Consider the following 14,513-nt stretch of genomic DNA (forward strand, 5'->3'; position numbering starts at 1 on the left):
CGAAGCCCTTACAGTCGCTTCAGTCTGGGGTGAGACACCCGGACTACTGAGAAAAACCTTCTGACCCGGTGCATTATTGCTCCGCAACGTTATTGCTCCGCAACGCTGACGCGAAGACGCGACCCATGTTTCAGGTGTGAGCGCAGTGCCTTAGTTTGAATCCAGATGACCGTAATTCTCCTCTGCCCACTCGGCGGTGCGGTTGTTGAGCAGGGCAAGGCCGGCAAAATCGTGATCGTCGGGGCGCACCGTCAGGATCATCAGGTTGTAGAAGGCCCAGACCAAGCCAAACAGCAGCTCAGGCCAAGAGGGATCCCAACTGCCGGCAGAACGCAGGGATCCCACCCCCATAGCCAGAAAAGTCAGCACAATAGCCAGAGCCTGAGGCCCCAAGGAGAGCTGGGAAGGCTGCTCGGGATAGGGGGGCACTCCCTGCAGACTTTGCACCAGCGCCTGGATGGACTGAAAAAACTGGCTGCCCGTCTGCCGTTCCGACTGCCAAGCTGCCCCCCACAAATGCGGGGGAAAGGCCAAGAGCCAACTGATGCGCCCTAGGAGAGCATAAGGCAAAAACCACGCGAAGAAGACCCGGTCAAAGGCCGGCACTGGCATCCACCCCGTGCAGAGAAAGACCATCGGCACCGCCAAGTAGACCAGCTCCGCCATCCCACCGGCAGCCCAGAGGGCCAGCCACAGGTATTGAAAGCGCTGCTGCTGTGTGGTCGGCTTGCCCCAGAAGGGATTTTCCCTCAAGGCCGAAAACAAAGCCAGCAAAGCAACGCGGCGGTTGCGCAAGGGCAACAAAACACCCGTAACCTGGGTTTGGCGAACCAATTGAGACTGCCAGCCGCGGCAGTGCATCTGACACCCCAACTGCACAGGGCGACGAATGTCGATCCGCGGGATCCCTTCCAAAGCCTTGCGCCGGATGAGACAGCCAGAACCCAACAGGGGTGCCGCCTGGTAGCCCTGGGATCCCACCGCCAAGAGCTGCTGCAGTGGGTGAACGGCTCTGGGCTGGCCTAGGGTGCGCAGCATTGCCTGCACAAAGCCAGTTCGGTTGACAATTGGAGCCCGCTCCGGCGAGTCGTAAAAGTGGGGCAAGGTCTGCCACAGGAAGTCCCGCTCGAGAAAATGGCCCGGCTGTACTAGGAGGAGATACTCCCCTTGGATATGAGGGGATCCCATCGCGTAAGCCAGGGGGTCGGCTGTGGGGCTAGGGCAGGCCCAGTATTCGCAGGGAATGGCCCGGGCCGCCTTGGCCATCTCCTCATCTTCTACCCGATCCACAATGTGGACAAACAACCGCTCCCACGGGTAGTCGAGGTGCAGAGCCGAGAGCACTGTTTGCCGGGTTGCCTCCAGAGAATCCCACTGGCGCAGCACCAGTACATCCACCCGCGGCAATTGGAAAAACGACCGCCGCAGGACCTCTGGGGATGGGATCGTCTCTCTCGGCACTTGGGGATAGCGGCTGAGGGTAAAGCCCACCGCCGCCAGCCAAACATACAGCTCTGCCCCCCAAAACAAAAGGGATCCCAAATCCATCAGCCCGGCTGTCAGTCGCCAGTAGAGGTACATCACCCCGGCAATGAGGTGAAGCAACCCTGCCCAGCGAAACAAATACACCCGCATCAGCTTTCTGCCTTCCACGCTTTTGCCATTTTCGCCCTCGAAGGGTCAGGGATCCCTAGCTCCTCTTCTCTTCCGGCTGGCCCCAATCCTCAAGAACGAAAAAAGTTCAGGAATCAGCAACAGCAAAACCCTGTCTGCTCTGGAGCAGACAGTTTTCAGCCCGGCAAGCAGCTTGGTCGACAGAAGCGAGAATCTTCTCTTGCGGAAGAAACTGATACATTTACGCTGAGCACTGCTGAACATCACTGTTCAACTATGCAGCGATAGCATTCTGTTTGTTTCCAACCAGAATGGCGGTATCCCGCAAAGCTTTGAGTAGAATACCCAAAGCGCAGTTTCCGTGTCGTCTTACTACCAATTTTCTGCTTTGCTTTGGCTACCATGTTGGCAGACTCGAAAGTAAACAGAAAGATCAACTGGTAGTAATCCGTACTGAACATATTATACATTATCTTCAGTATAGTTGAGCTTATTATTGACTAGAGTCATGCTCTCCCAGGCAGTTTCAAAGCTGGGCCTTTCCCTACTGGGCAGCCACCTCAGCTGGGTAGACACTCACCTTTTGCCGCCACTTGCCATAGCGCTCAAAAGTCACAATGCCGGTGACCACAGAATACAAGGTGTCGTCGCCGCCGATGCGCACGTTCACCCCTGGGTGAAACTTGGTGCCCCGCTGCCTGACCAGAATGTGGCCGGGATGCACCAGCTCGCCCCCATAGCGCTTCACCCCCAGCCGCTTGGCATTGGAATCTCGACCGTTGCGAGTGCTGCCCGTTCCCTTCTTATGAGCCATAACGCCTCCTATGCAACTGCGTGATCAACAGAAACGAGATAAAAAAATCGGGATTCAGGACACCTGAGTTCAGAGTTTATTCCTCATCCACAGGGATCCCTGTCGCCGCTGCCGAAGGGGCTGCCTCTGGGTTAGACTCTGGAGCCGCTTCCGTACGGGATGGTGCCGTGGCTAGGGGCACCCCATTGAGTTCAATAGACTCGATCAGCAGACGGGTCAGCGGTTGCCGATGACCCCTCTTTTTGCGGGTCTTTTTCTTTGGCCTCATCTTGTAGACGATGATTTTATCGCCGCGCCGATGCTGTAAAACCCGTGCCCTGACGACCGCCTCCGAAACGTAGGGATGCCCCAACGTGATTTGTCCCTCGTGGTTGATCAACAGCACACGAGACAAATCGAAGGGGCTGTTCTCCTCCACTTCCGCCAGGCGATCGACCTCGTAAAAACGCCCCGGCTCCACCCAAAGCTGCTTACCGCCGGTTTCCACAATTGCGTAAGTCATCTTTCTCCCTGCCGTACAGGTGCCCTGCGGGGGTCTTGAAACCTGATCCGAGCATTGACAGCGCTCCCAGATTCTAGCGGAAAAGGCCGCCATCTGTCAGCTAGAGTTGGGCGAGGGTGGCCATTTCCAACGGGTTTGCAACAGTTCCGACGGCGCAGTGGGACGGAATCCCCCTGCTGCTGACCCTCACCCCCAGCCCCCTTAGAGGGAGAGGGGAGTTAAGAATCAACTTCGCAGCATCTGTAGCGACCGTAGGCTAGAGGTTGAAAAATTATTCGGTCAGCTTCTCCCAAGCAGCCTGAAGGGCAGCCTGCATGCGCTGAGCGGCGCGGCTGAGGCGGTGTTGCCAGGTTTCCCACTTGTGTTGCAGAAACTCTGCCGCCTCGTCCAGTAGGGAGAGATCGAACTTGCCCCCTTTGGCCAGCTCGTCCCGCACCTGCTTCACCTTAACGCGCACCACCTCCGGCGGATCCTGGGGGCCAACCAACGCCTTGAGGCGATCCCCCATGCGCTGGATAAGCTGTTTCACCTGCCGAGATTTTTCGCTCCAAAAGTTCTTTAAGCCTTCTGCTTCCGATTTCAGCCGCTGCGGAGCATCCTCCTTAACCACCACCGCGTCCACATCAATGGCTTCCACGTCCTCAGGCAGGAGAACGGCGCGCCCCCCCCAAGGCTCGGCAATGCTGCCACCCAGAATGTAGGCGGCAATCGCTCCAGTCTCCCAGTCAAAGAGAAAATCCTCAATCCAGCCGACCTCTCGATTCCCAATGCGCACTGTGCGACGGTAAAGAGAGCTAATGGGGGTTAGGGGGGTAGCAAAAACGGTGGAGTAGGTCAGCAGCGCGTCTGGCCCGATGAGAGAAATCTGCTCCAGGGGGGTGTACCCCTGCTGGCTGGTGAAGTAGCATACCCGCCCTGTTGGGTCAACCCAGACTTCTTCTACAGTGCCCAAGGCGGTAGCAGTGCTGCTATCGAGGGCCAGCAGGCCCACCACCTGGCTACGTCGGATGATCTGTTCCATAGGGTTCATCGAGTTATCTCCTTGATGGGTTAGCTGGGCAGCCTCAAAATCCGCGGTAGTGGCGCAGTTGCCCCCTGAGCCGGGCAATTTCCTGAGCCATGTCCAAGACCATCGCTGCCCCCGTCCAGTTAAGCCCCAAGTCTCGGTGTAGGCGGCTCATTTGCAACAACCGCCTGAGCTGTTGGGGGGTCAGGTAGCTGCTCTCGGCCTCCACTAAGCCTTGGGCCAGCAGCCATTCCAGCAGGTGGGGAGGGATCCCCAGCAGTTCCGTGGCCTGCTCGAAGGTATAGAGCCGTTCTTCTACCCGCACAATGGCCAAACTCATAGACTCACCTCCTGCAAGTGGGCGCGGGGATCCCAGCTACGGCTTTGGCGCAGCTTTTCGTAGAGATCCCGCTCGGTCTGGGAAAGGGATTTGGGTGCCACCACCTTCAGCCGCACCAGCAGGTCGCTCCGCTGGCCTTGGGGATCCCGCCAGCCTTGGCCCCGCAGCCGCAGGGTTTGGCCGCTGTCTACCCCGGCAGGGATCTTCAGTTGCACGCGACCCGTAGGGGTGGGAACTTCCGCCGTCCCTCCCAAAGCCGCCTCGTCAGGAGTAATGGGCAGCTCGCAGAGCAGGTTGTCTCCGTCAAAGCGGAAGAAGGGATGGGGGGGCAGCTCCAAAGTGAGGTAGAGATCCCCTCTTGGCCCGCCAAAGGGGCTGACCTGGCCTTTGCCCTTGACGCGGATGCGACTGCCCGGCTTAGCGCCGGGGGGAATGCGGATAGTTAGCGTTTCTCCATCTAGGTTCAGCCGTTTCTGGGTGCCGTGGAAAGCTTCTGCCCAGCTGAGACCCAGAGTGCCCTCCACATCCTGCCCCGGCAAATCCACCGAAACAAACGGCCCAAAGCCGCCGGCGAAGCCCTGGAACCCGCTGCGGCGGGATCCCATACGGCCCAACAGCTCGTTGATAAACTCCTCGAAGCTGGTGTACTGGGCGAAGCCCTCCATGCCGGGCATTCCAGCCGCAGAGCCGGCACCCACCCGCTGCCAGTACTGCCCAAACTGGTCGTAGCGCCGCCGCTTTTCCGGATCTGAGAGCACCTCGTAGGCTTCGTTGATCTCCTTGAAGCGCTCCTCTGCCGCCTTGTTGCCGGGGTTGACATCGGGGTGATACTGGCGGGCCAGCTTGCGATAGACGCGCTTGATTTCCTCGGCAGAGGCATCTCTGCTGACGCCCAGGATCTTGTAATAATCCTTGAAGTCACTCGCAGCCATAGGCTCACCCCTGCAAGGTTAGGTTAGAGTTTTTCGGGCTATTCTCAGGATATAAGGTTGCAGCTAAAAAAAATTGGAGCAGACCCAGAACGCGTACAGGCAGAGCGGCGAGATGGCGCTTTACTGTGCTCTCGCTACTTCGGAAACTTTTTGGGCTAGGGCTTGCGTTTGGAGAAGATCCCTTTCTCATCTCGTGTGAAAATTTGCTTGACCTTTTCCCAAGCTTTGAGGAGTGCATGGGTGGAGTTATTGCTCTCTTGTTTGGCTTGGTTGTAGGCTTCCACAAAGGTTTGCTGCGCTTCTTCCGAGAGGTCAGCGCGGATTTCCGGCGAGATGCTCTCTGGGGTTAAGTCTCCCTCTGGCTCACCGGGCAAGTTCAAGTCGGCAATGGAAACTTCCTCTCCGCCAGCACTCTGCAGCAGCAAGTAAATTTCGCCCGACTTCTCTTCCGGTACTTGCACCACCAACAAGAACTCGCCCGCCTGTACCCGGGTTTGGTAGATGGCGGCTTTCTCCTGCGGCATACCCAAGGCAATCAGGGCGGATCCCAGGCCCGCTCCCAGTGCTCCGTACAAAGCGCCGCCCGTTGCCCCCAACAAAGCGGCTCCCAGAGGCCCAGCGGCCACCACTGCCCCCAAAAAGGGAATGAACAGCACCCCCACGCCAGTGAGCAGCCCCAGCAGGGATCCGAACAGGGATCCATAGATGGCCCCATTGGTCAGACCGTCCAGAACCACCTCTTTGCGGGTGATAAACCCGGTAATTTTGGCTTCGGTTTGAAAGTTGCGGCCAATAATGGAGATGCGATCGTTGGGAATGCCACGGTTCAAAAGCCGCTGGATACACTCTTGCAGCTTGACCTCTTCTTTGAAAGCGGCGGAAACACACTTTTTGGGAGCTTGGGCAAAAGCGCTCATACGCAATCTCCTGCTGAGTTTTACAGTGCCAAGGCAGGTTTTTTAACCTTTTCCCTGCTACTACTCTCGTCTTACTACTCTCGTCTATTGTCTCCCCTCTTCAGCAAAGGACTCGGTCGCAGAATCGCGAACCCCCTGGAGAAATCTCCGTACTGAGGATGCCAACTCTACCCTTACCCCCAGCCTCCTTCCAGAGAGAGGGGAGTTAGGACTTAACGCATGCTACTTGCTGCCGGAACGACTGTGGTGTTTGGAAGAGCTACAGCGAGCGGATCCCGGCCATCAAGCCCTGGCAGACCCCCGTCAGGAAATCTGGATCTAGGGTTTCCAAGGTATCGCTCAGCTTGTGGTAGTGGGGGTTGCGCAAGAAAGCGGTGTCGGTAACCATAACGGCGGCGTAGCCCGCATCCCAAAAGGGGGAGTGGTCGCTCAGGCGAGTGGCAGGCAGGATTAGGCCCCGCTGCCCGGCCAGCAGCCAGCAACAAGGGATCCCCGCTTTTTGAAAATCACGCTGCAGCTTGAGCAGATCCCCCCAGGTGGGCCAGTTGCCGATGAGACCGATGTAATCTCCCCGGTTGGGGTAGAGCTTCTCAAGGCCAGCGGGGTAGCGTTGGGATCCGGGGGTGGGATCCCGGTAGCCCAGCATTTCCAAAGACAGCATCAGCCGTAGGGATTGCCTCTGACGTTGAAGAAACTGGGCGTAAGCCCCACTGCCCACCATCCCCCGCTCCTCCAGGTCAAAAGCCACCAGCCACAGGGGGGAAGGGGCAGGGTTGGCGGCAAAATGGCGGGCCAATTCCAGCAACACCGCTATGCCGCTGGCGTTGTCGTCTGCTCCAGGGGTTGCCGGGGCAGCGTCAAAGTGGGCTCCGATGAGGATGGGTTGGCGGCCAGAACGGGATCCCGGCAATTTCAAGATCCAGTTGCGGTGCAGGCGGCCACCGGCCTCAAAGGGGAAGGACTCCAGGGATCCCCACATAGAAAGCTGCTCTTGGATGTAGCGCTCCACCTGTTGATGGCCCAAGGGCGACCAGTCGGGATCCCGGGGCTGGGCCACTTGCTGCAGATGAGCCTCTAGGCGCTGCCGCAGGTCTTGGAGATCTGACGCCATCATGAGCTTCCCACTCCAGACCGGGCAACTTGAGCATGGATCTGTCGGGCCAACTCCAGGGTGAAGTAGCGGTGGGATCCCACCGTTCCCGCCAACACCCGAAACGGATCCTCAGGCTCCCCCAGGTGATCCAACACCAAAGCTGCCCCGGAAAAATCCTGATCCCGGGTATAGTCGTTTACCGTCACCACAGTGGGAATACCGGCCTGCTGGGCCGAGCGCAGCCCATTCTCCGAGTCTTCAAAGGCCAGGCAGGCCTGGGGGGGCAGCCCCATCTGTTCCAGGGTGTAGAAGTAGATGTCGGGGGCGGGCTTTTTGGCGGGGACAATATCGCCGGCAGCGATCACTTCAAACCAGCTCAGGCTCTCCGGCAGCGCGTGCTCCAAAAGGGCCGTCACGTTTTCCGGCGTGGTGGTGGTGGCAATGGCTAGACGGATCCCAGCAGCTCTGGCCTCCTGCAGGAGGCGCTTCACCCCTGGGCGGAGTGGGATCCCCCCTTGGGCCAATAGGGCAGTGTAGTGGCGGGTTTTGGCCTGGTGCAGCCGGGCAATGAGGGCATTTAAATCTTCACCAGGGGGTAGCGGCGGCTGGCAGGTTGCAACGAAATGGCGAATGCGCTCTTTGCCCCCCGTAATGGCCAGGAGTTGGCCGTAGAGCTCCACCGACCAGTGCCAGTCCAGCCCTGCCTCGGCAAAGGCAGCGTTAAAGGCCACGCGATGACCATCCCGCTCCGTGTCCGCCAGCGTGCCGTCCACATCGAAGATCAAAGCTTGCAGTTCCATGCGTACCCCCGCTCCCCCCCAGCTACAAGCGACCCTATGCTACCCCATGGTTTGGGTGCTCTCAGCCTGGTTTCTGGGAAGGCCGACAAGATGAGAGAATGAAGCACCGGTTATCCAATCTCGCCATGAGCTTCGATTTTGACTTGATCATCATCGGTGCCGGCGTCGGCGGTCACGGCGCTGCTTTACATGCGGTCGAATCTGGCCTGAAGACCGCCATCGTTGAAGGTGCAGAAATGGGCGGCACCTGCATCAACCGCGGCTGCATCCCCTCCAAGGCTCTGCTGGCCGCCTCCGGACGCCTGCGGGAACTGCAACACAGCTCTGGGCTGGGCATCCAAGTGGGATCCCTTCAGGTGAACCGAGAGGCTATTGCCAATCATGCCGCCCAGGTGGTGGAGAAAATCCGCGCCGACATGACCCGCTCGCTGGAGAAGCTGGGGGTAACAATCCTGAGAGGGCGGGGCAAGTTGGTGGCACCCCAGCAGGTGGAAGTCCAGGAAGAGAAGGGATCCCACACCTACACGGCGCAGGATGTTATTCTTGCTACGGGCTCCCGCCCCTTTGTGCCCCCTGGCATCGAGGTGGATGGCCGGACGGTGTTCACCAGCGACGAGGCGGTGCGGCTGGAGTGGATCCCGGAGCGGCTGGCCATTATCGGCAGCGGCTACATCGGCCAGGAGTTTGCCGACATCTACACTGCCTTGGGATCCCAGGTCATCCTCATCGAAGCCCTGGAGACCCTGATGCCGGCCTTTGACCCCGATATTGCCCGCCTGGCCCAGCGGGTGCTGATTAAGCCCAGGCAAATCCAGACCTACGTGGGGATCACGGCCAAGCAGGTGATCCCTGGCCAGCCAGTAACGATTCACCTCTCCAACGGCGAGACGCTGCAGGTGAATGGCTGCTTGGTGGCTGCCGGTCGGATCCCGGTCTCAGAGGGGCTGGGCTTGGCCGAGTTGGGCATCGACACCGGCAAACGGGGGTTCATCCCCGTCGATAGCCGCATGGCCACCGATTTGCCTCACCTCTGGGCCATTGGGGATGTGACCGGCAAGATGATGTTGGCCCACGCAGCGGCAGCCCAGGGGAGAGTGGCCGTGGAAAACATCTGTGGCCGTACTGCCTACATGGACTACCTCAGCATCCCGGCCGCGGTGTTCACCCACCCGGAAATGGGTTTTGTGGGGCTGACCGAACCTCAGGCCAAGGAGGAAGGCTACAGCGTGGGCACGGTGCGCACCTACTTTGGCGGCAACTCCAAGGCCATTGCTTCGGGAGAGACAGAGGGCATGGTCAAGCTGGTCTTTGACAAGAGCACCGGCCTACTGCTGGGATCCCACATCTTGGGGGCACATGCAGCGGATTTGATCCACGAGGCGGCTCAGGCCATTGCTCGCCGGGCCACGGTGCGAGAACTGGCCGGCTTGGTGCACGTTCACCCCACCTTGGCAGAGACGCTGGAGGAAGCCTACAAGCGGGCAACTCACGCTCTGGCAGGGGCTTAGCAACGGTTGGGAAGATCTCCCCGCTCAAAACCTCAAGAAAACCGTAGGATGGGGGGGAATACGTGGGAGGAAGTGCTTTTGGTGAGCGAAGCCGAGATTACCGGGGCGGTGCAGGCCCAGTACGAGACTTTCCCCTATCCCCCTATTCCTTACGACCGACCCTTTGAGGGCTTCTCCAGTCTGGGCAGCTACACCTTGGCGCAGTACGCCCGCACCCGTAGGCTGCAAGAGCCCGCAGGAGCCAGGTTTTTGGTGGCCGGGTGTGGCACCGGCTGGGAGGTGCATGGCATTGCCGCCAGCAACCCCGGCTATGGGTCGGTGGTCGGGATCGACATCAGCCGCCCGGCCCTAGAGATTGCCCAGAAGCGAATTAAGCACCACGGCCTACGCAACTGCTCTGTGCAGTACGGGGATCTAATGGATCCCTCTACCTGGCCAGAGGGCAGCTTTGACATGATTAGCTCCTACGGGGTAATCCACCACACTGCAGATCCGGTGAAGGCTTTGAGCAATCTGGCATCGCGGTTGGCTCCCGATGGGGTGATGGCGCTGATGCTCTACAACCGTTCAGGCCGTTGGCATCTGTACCGCATTCGGCGAGCCTTGGAGTTGTTGGGCATCACCCCACCTGCAACCCCAGAAAAGATCGAATTTGTGCGGCAACTGCTGAAGGGAGCCAGCCCCAATTCCCTTTTGGCCAAGCACGCCAAGGCTCACCAAGAATACTATGGACAAGATGAAAACATTGTCGATAATTTCTTCCATGCCAATGATATTCCTTTCGACATCGGCGAGATTGCCGACTTGCTTGCCCAAGCCGGGCTGGAGTTTATCGATGTAGCCCCCTACTTGGACTATTGGAACGCCAGGCCGTTGATTGCCGCCACCCACCCGGAGTTCCATCGCCGCTACGAGGCCCTTGCTCGCATCGACCAACTGCGGGTCATGGAGTATCTGGAGCCCCTATATCACACGCAAAATCTCTTTTGGTGCTGCCATCAAGGTCAAAAGATAACAACTTGGGATCCCTTTACAGTCGAATTTTTTAAGGGATCCCGCTGGCAACTCAACCCCTTGTTCGTCCGCTATGGCAGCGTGCGCTACTGGGATCAAAAAATCCCCTTTTCAGATCTGTTGGGCAAGCTGGATCCAGCCCAGATCCTGACCCAGAAGATGGATATTTTCTGGCCTATCGCCCGGATCCCTGGCAAGATGATGGCCTCTACCCGCTACCAAGTGGTGGAGCTGCTGCTGCCCTTGGCCAATCAAGCCCGTTCTGGCGCTGAGATCCTGGCTGCCCATGAAGAGAGAGCCGACCACCTTCTCAACCTATTTCGACAGTGGGAAGCAGACCGGTTAGTCCTGCGGGTTGCCTAGCTTCTGGTTATTCCAAACAGTCCAAATCACCAGGGTCAAAGTCTGTTCCATGCTAAGGTTGTATCATGCATGACCGAGGACGGTGCTTCTCCCCAGGCATGTTTGCGCCGGCGGTGCGGAGCACCTCTACTGGGACATCTTCGCCACAGCTTTCCCTGTGAATAGAGCTGGCAGATCTGGATCCCGATCAACATCCCTGACAACCCCAACGCCAGAGCTGGTAGGAGGCAAGGATGGCTGACTACAATCGCGGCATTATGAAGTTCAAGGGGGCAGATAGCCCAATTGTCGTTTTGATCTCGGCAGGAATTGTGGCCGGTGTGGTTTCGGCCCTGATCTGGTGGGCTTTGCACTTTGCTTACGCAGCTTGAGTCTCAGCCCATATCAGAAGCCGAGGTCAGTTTTTCCTACATTGCCAGCCTTCCGAGCAAAGGAGGGGAGTGGGACGAGGCTTTCTTGCAACGCTTGCGGCAGTCTCTTCAGCGTTGGTACCGTGAACACGGGCGGGATCTGCCCTGGCGCCGCACCCGGGATCCCTACGCCATTTGGGTTTCGGAAGTGATGTTACAGCAGACCCAGGTGGCAACGGTCATTCCCTACTTTCAGCGCTGGATGCAGACCCTGCCCGGGATCCCAGCACTGGCGGCAGCCCCCCAGCAGCAGGTGCTGAAACTGTGGGAGGGCCTGGGCTACTATCGGCGGGCCCTGAACTTGCACAAAGCTGCCCAAATTTTGATGCGGGAGCGAAACGGCGAGTTCCCCAGGGATCTGGAGCAGGTGTTGGCTCTGCCGGGGATCGGGCGCACCACGGCTGGCGGCATTCTCAGCGCTGCCTTCGATCAGCCTTTGCCCATTTTGGATGGCAACGTCAAGCGGGTGCTGGCTCGCTTGGTGGCTTTGCAGCAGCCTCCGTCCCAGTGTCTGCCCCTGTTGTGGCAGCTTTCCGAGCAATTGTTGGATCCCGTGCAGCCGCGGGCTTTTAACCAAGCCCTGATGGATTTGGGGGCTACCGTCTGTCGTCCCAAAAAGCCTCACTGTGGCCGGTGCCCTTGGCAAGCGGATTGCAGCGCCTACAATCGAGGTCAACACCAACAATTGCCTATGTCTGCACCCCGTGCCTCCCGTCCTCACAAGCAAATCGCAGTTGCCATTGTTCTGCGGGGGAAAGAAATCCTTATCGATCGACGACTGGAAAGCTCAATGCTCAGCGGGCTGTGGGAGTTTCCCGGAGGCAAAATCGAGCCGGGAGAAACGGCTGCTGAGTGTGTAGTGCGGGAGGTGAAGGAAGAAATCGGCATCGACATCGAGGTGGTCGCACCGCTGGCCACCATCGAACATGCCTACACCCATTTCACCGTTACTCTTATTGCTTTTATCTGCCGCTACCTGGGCGGAGAAGCCCAAGCCCTGCAATGTAGTGAGGTGCGCTGGGTTAGCCCGGCGGAGCTGTCGGAATTTCCCTTCCCAGGGGCCAATCAAAAGTTGTTTCCCCACTTGTATGCTTGGCTGGCAGAGCATGGCAACCCATGATGAACCCACCCAGTCCGCCAAATGGCTTAGACCCTTCTGGAACGTTTGCCCCAAGACATTCGATAGGATAGTAGATGTCCTGCTGCCGTGAGCTACGGATATGCTTGTCACTCTGGAAAAAGCTGGGGAGATTCTGGCTAAGGGATCCCACACAGCCATCACAACCACAGATGGCAAGATCGCGCTGGTGCCCAAGGGAAAAGAAACCCTCAAACTGACGGCCAACGAAGCCATTAACCTAATGTTTTACGTCGTCCGCTCCGCTGAACCGGCAGAGACGGTGATGGCCCAACTGGAGGAGGCAGTTGCCAAAGCTCAAGCCCCCGATCCAGCCGAGGAACGGGCCAGAAAATATCGAGAACTTCGTGGCATCTAAACGGATGGGCACTCGTGCCGGTTGGATCCCTTCGCAAACTGGAGAGAGACCCCAAAACAAAGATTAAAAGCAGGAGGAGCTAAGGGCGACGAACTTTCCATCGGTGGTCCACCCCAGCAACATTGGCTCCTGCGGTTGAATGGCCCGTCCGGTGAGAGCACAGCATTGGGCTTGGTGGGCCGTGGCCGGGAAGCTGGCCCGAATATCCTCAGGACTGAGGGTGGCAGCCCCTTGAGAGTGACGCAGGACATAACTCCAAAGAATTTCCCGTATGAGGGCCTGGTAACCCTGATTTCCGGCCAACGCCTTCAGTCGCTGCTTCAGCTCACGTTCCAGCCGAATGCTGGTCACTTCCATCTGGGTCGTGGGAATGGGGGAATTGGCGCGAATGGGCATGCAGGGATCCTCCCTCGAAAAGCCTATACTACTCCTGTAGCATAGCTGGCTTACCGCCTGAGCGGGGATCCCGGCCTGGGTGAGATGGCTCAGGTCAAAATGGTTGCAAGCTGTGCAGTTCTGACCGCTAAGGCAACGTCAGCACCTGAGTGTATGGTTGAGTTGATCCCGCCCCGTCGCCGTGCCTTGGAGCATTTGCTGGCCCGCCTTGGATTCAGGGATCCGGCTTTGCTGGAACAACTGCGTTGGGATCTGCTGGATCAGGCTCTGATTCACCCTTCTCTGGATGGCCGACGGAACAACGATCGGCTGGAGTTGTTGGGGGATTCTGTCCTGCGAATTTTGGTCACAGAATTCTTGTTTCAGTCCTATCCCCATCTGTCGGTGGGAGAGCTGACCGCGATTCGCTCCGACCTGACCAGCGATGCTTACCTGGCAGAACTGGCGGATCTGCACGGCTTGGATCGCTACCTCGAGGTGGGATCCAGCTCTCAAAACGACTTGGCCGGACGGGGTCGGCGGCTGGCGGATGCTTTCGAGGCTCTGCTTGGGGCTTTTTATCTCAGTTGGGGTATTTACACGCTGCCCAGGCTGCATCCCTGGCTGGATCCCTATCTACACCGGCGAGTGGAGCAGTGGTTTCAAGACCCCACTCGGCGCAACCCCAAAGCAGCCCTGCAAGAACTCACCCAACGCCTTTGGGGCAGCCTGCCGGAATACCGCCTGGTGGCCGCCCAGGAACATCCCCCCCATTTCACCATGGAAGTCTGGGGGCAAGGACGGTGCTGGGGTCGCGGTGAAGGTCGCTCAAAAAAGGCTGCGGAAATGGCCGCCGCTGCCCAAGCCTACAAACACTTGCAGTCGGAGCAGACATGAGAGGCAGCCACCGCTACGAGTTGGCCAGTTGGTTGTTTTTGCTGGGGAGTGGCCTGTTTGCGGTGAGCGAGGTGATGACCTTGGGCAGTGACCCCTCTCTGTGGGATCCCGCAGCTCCAGCCTTTCTCAATCTCAAGGTTGTCCAAACCCTGCTGGGGATAGGAGCCAGCCTCCTGTTCGTCGTAGGCAGTGCTCTGTTCATCCTCGATGCCCGTCACCGCTGAGATGCGCCCCTTATCCAGCAACCACAATAGCCCTTCTCCGAGAGCGGAGAGAGGCGAATCAGATGAGAAGCTTGCTAATAAGGACTTCTTCCGGCTACGGGATCCGCAGGCGAGAGCATGACTCTAGTCAATGATACGCTGGACTATACTGAAAATAATGTACAGTATGTTCAGTATGGCTGCTTGGTATGGCCAGATATGTAAAACC

The 14,513-nt window shown here is 58.5% G+C and carries 17 protein-coding genes and 1 pseudogene; 7 read left to right on the plus strand and 11 right to left on the minus strand.

Annotated elements, in window-relative coordinates:
- Positions 1 to 150: 150 nt before the first annotated feature.
- The 10 genes and pseudogenes from ACVWZ1_RS08415 to ACVWZ1_RS08460 form a co-directional block, all read right to left on the minus strand.
- Positions 151 to 1,653, minus strand: a complete 1,503-nt coding sequence (locus ACVWZ1_RS08415) for a cellulose synthase (protein WP_457503113.1) — start codon at positions 1,651 to 1,653, stop codon at positions 151 to 153.
- Between the two features lie 235 nt (positions 1,654 to 1,888).
- Positions 1,889 to 2,072: pseudogene (locus ACVWZ1_RS08420) on the minus strand (hypothetical protein); the annotation flags it as partial.
- A gap of 86 nt (positions 2,073 to 2,158) precedes the next feature.
- Entirely contained in the window at positions 2,159 to 2,428 is a 270-nt protein-coding gene (gene rpmA / locus ACVWZ1_RS08425; RefSeq protein WP_011432382.1) for a 50S ribosomal protein L27, read from the minus strand.
- A 76-nt stretch (positions 2,429 to 2,504) separates the two neighbouring features.
- The gene (gene rplU / locus ACVWZ1_RS08430; protein ID WP_414398774.1) at positions 2,505 to 2,930 is read right to left on the minus strand and encodes a 50S ribosomal protein L21; all 426 of its coding nucleotides are present in this window, start codon (positions 2,928 to 2,930) and stop codon (positions 2,505 to 2,507) included.
- Positions 2,931 to 3,201: 271 nt separating this feature from the next.
- On the minus strand, positions 3,202 to 3,951 hold the full coding sequence (locus ACVWZ1_RS08435) for a PRC-barrel domain-containing protein (protein ID WP_457503122.1): 750 nt from the start codon (positions 3,949 to 3,951) through the stop codon (positions 3,202 to 3,204).
- A 43-nt stretch (positions 3,952 to 3,994) separates the two neighbouring features.
- Positions 3,995 to 4,276 carry a chaperone modulator CbpM gene (locus ACVWZ1_RS08440; protein ID WP_011432385.1) on the minus strand — a complete coding sequence of 94 codons (282 nt, stop codon included), beginning with the start codon at positions 4,274 to 4,276 and terminating at the stop codon, positions 3,995 to 3,997.
- Entirely contained in the window at positions 4,273 to 5,208 is a 936-nt protein-coding gene (locus tag ACVWZ1_RS08445) for a DnaJ C-terminal domain-containing protein (protein ID WP_457503114.1), read from the minus strand. Before ACVWZ1_RS08445 ends, ACVWZ1_RS08440 begins: the two co-directional genes overlap by 4 nt.
- 155 nt (positions 5,209 to 5,363) lie before the next feature.
- A complete protein-coding gene (locus ACVWZ1_RS08450; RefSeq protein ID WP_457503115.1) occupies positions 5,364 to 6,125 on the minus strand; it encodes a ChaB family protein in 762 nt (253 codons plus the stop codon).
- Between the two features lie 259 nt (positions 6,126 to 6,384).
- Positions 6,385 to 7,239 (minus strand): M28 family peptidase, encoded by an 855-nt coding sequence (locus ACVWZ1_RS08455; RefSeq protein ID WP_457503116.1) that lies wholly within the window; start codon positions 7,237 to 7,239, stop codon positions 6,385 to 6,387.
- Complete coding sequence (locus ACVWZ1_RS08460) at positions 7,236 to 8,018, minus strand: HAD family hydrolase (RefSeq protein WP_457503117.1); 783 nt, start codon at positions 8,016 to 8,018, stop codon at positions 7,236 to 7,238. Before ACVWZ1_RS08460 ends, ACVWZ1_RS08455 begins: the two co-directional genes overlap by 4 nt.
- Before the next feature lie 125 nt (positions 8,019 to 8,143).
- On the opposite strand from ACVWZ1_RS08460, the gene lpdA reads away from it, so the two are divergent.
- The 5 genes from lpdA to ACVWZ1_RS08485 all read left to right on the plus strand — a co-directional run bounded on the left by lpdA (position 8,144) and on the right by ACVWZ1_RS08485 (position 12,809).
- On the plus strand, positions 8,144 to 9,526 hold the full coding sequence (lpdA, locus tag ACVWZ1_RS08465) for a dihydrolipoyl dehydrogenase (protein ID WP_457503118.1): 1,383 nt from the start codon (positions 8,144 to 8,146) through the stop codon (positions 9,524 to 9,526).
- A gap of 81 nt (positions 9,527 to 9,607) precedes the next feature.
- Positions 9,608 to 10,903, plus strand: a complete 1,296-nt coding sequence (locus ACVWZ1_RS08470; protein WP_457503119.1) for a class I SAM-dependent methyltransferase — start codon at positions 9,608 to 9,610, stop codon at positions 10,901 to 10,903.
- 233 nt (positions 10,904 to 11,136) lie between these two features.
- Entirely contained in the window at positions 11,137 to 11,274 is a 138-nt protein-coding gene (locus ACVWZ1_RS08475; RefSeq protein WP_011432392.1) for a hypothetical protein, read from the plus strand.
- An 85-nt stretch (positions 11,275 to 11,359) separates the two neighbouring features.
- The gene (mutY, locus tag ACVWZ1_RS08480) at positions 11,360 to 12,433 is read left to right on the plus strand and encodes an A/G-specific adenine glycosylase (RefSeq protein ID WP_457503125.1); all 1,074 of its coding nucleotides are present in this window, start codon (positions 11,360 to 11,362) and stop codon (positions 12,431 to 12,433) included.
- A gap of 100 nt (positions 12,434 to 12,533) precedes the next feature.
- Positions 12,534 to 12,809 carry a hypothetical protein gene (locus ACVWZ1_RS08485; protein WP_011432394.1) on the plus strand — a complete coding sequence of 92 codons (276 nt, stop codon included), beginning with the start codon at positions 12,534 to 12,536 and terminating at the stop codon, positions 12,807 to 12,809.
- A 63-nt stretch (positions 12,810 to 12,872) separates the two neighbouring features.
- On the opposite strand, the gene ACVWZ1_RS08490 is transcribed toward ACVWZ1_RS08485, so the two are convergent.
- The gene (locus tag ACVWZ1_RS08490; RefSeq protein WP_011432395.1) at positions 12,873 to 13,205 is read right to left on the minus strand and encodes a ribbon-helix-helix domain-containing protein; all 333 of its coding nucleotides are present in this window, start codon (positions 13,203 to 13,205) and stop codon (positions 12,873 to 12,875) included.
- A 153-nt stretch (positions 13,206 to 13,358) separates the two neighbouring features.
- Here ACVWZ1_RS08490 and rnc point away from each other — a divergent pair, with 153 nt between their 5' ends.
- Positions 13,359 to 14,081, plus strand: a complete 723-nt coding sequence (gene rnc, locus ACVWZ1_RS08495; protein ID WP_414399536.1) for a ribonuclease III — start codon at positions 13,359 to 13,361, stop codon at positions 14,079 to 14,081.
- The gene (locus tag ACVWZ1_RS08500) at positions 14,078 to 14,305 is read left to right on the plus strand and encodes a hypothetical protein (RefSeq protein WP_414399535.1); all 228 of its coding nucleotides are present in this window, start codon (positions 14,078 to 14,080) and stop codon (positions 14,303 to 14,305) included. Before rnc ends, ACVWZ1_RS08500 begins: the two co-directional genes overlap by 4 nt.
- Positions 14,306 to 14,513: the final 208 nt, after the last annotated feature.

The sequence above is a fragment of the Thermostichus sp. MS-CIW-25 genome, assembly GCF_054060015.1.

What these genes read in the sequence shown, in the direction of transcription:
- rpmA (WP_011432382.1), bottom strand. Translation starts at nt 2,428, where the DNA reads ATGGCTCATAAGAAGGGAACGGGCAGCACTCGCAACGGTCGAGATTCC.
- rplU (WP_414398774.1), bottom strand. Translation starts at nt 2,930, where the DNA reads ATGACTTACGCAATTGTGGAAACCGGCGGTAAGCAGCTTTGGGTGGAG.
- ACVWZ1_RS08435 (WP_457503122.1), bottom strand. Translation starts at nt 3,951, where the DNA reads ATGGAACAGATCATCCGACGTAGCCAGGTGGTGGGCCTGCTGGCCCTC.
- ACVWZ1_RS08440 (WP_011432385.1), bottom strand. Translation starts at nt 4,276, where the DNA reads ATGAGTTTGGCCATTGTGCGGGTAGAAGAACGGCTCTATACCTTCGAG.
- ACVWZ1_RS08445 (WP_457503114.1), bottom strand. Translation starts at nt 5,208, where the DNA reads ATGGCTGCGAGTGACTTCAAGGATTATTACAAGATCCTGGGCGTCAGC.
- ACVWZ1_RS08450 (WP_457503115.1), bottom strand. Translation starts at nt 6,125, where the DNA reads ATGAGCGCTTTTGCCCAAGCTCCCAAAAAGTGTGTTTCCGCCGCTTTC.
- ACVWZ1_RS08455 (WP_457503116.1), bottom strand. Translation starts at nt 7,239, where the DNA reads ATGATGGCGTCAGATCTCCAAGACCTGCGGCAGCGCCTAGAGGCTCAT.
- ACVWZ1_RS08460 (WP_457503117.1), bottom strand. Translation starts at nt 8,018, where the DNA reads ATGGAACTGCAAGCTTTGATCTTCGATGTGGACGGCACGCTGGCGGAC.
- lpdA (WP_457503118.1), top strand. Translation starts at nt 8,144, where the DNA reads ATGAGCTTCGATTTTGACTTGATCATCATCGGTGCCGGCGTCGGCGGT.
- ACVWZ1_RS08475 (WP_011432392.1), top strand. Translation starts at nt 11,137, where the DNA reads ATGGCTGACTACAATCGCGGCATTATGAAGTTCAAGGGGGCAGATAGC.
- ACVWZ1_RS08485 (WP_011432394.1), top strand. Translation starts at nt 12,534, where the DNA reads ATGCTTGTCACTCTGGAAAAAGCTGGGGAGATTCTGGCTAAGGGATCC.
- ACVWZ1_RS08490 (WP_011432395.1), bottom strand. Translation starts at nt 13,205, where the DNA reads ATGCCCATTCGCGCCAATTCCCCCATTCCCACGACCCAGATGGAAGTG.
- rnc (WP_414399536.1), top strand. Translation starts at nt 13,359, where the DNA reads ATGGTTGAGTTGATCCCGCCCCGTCGCCGTGCCTTGGAGCATTTGCTG.
- ACVWZ1_RS08500 (WP_414399535.1), top strand. Translation starts at nt 14,078, where the DNA reads ATGAGAGGCAGCCACCGCTACGAGTTGGCCAGTTGGTTGTTTTTGCTG.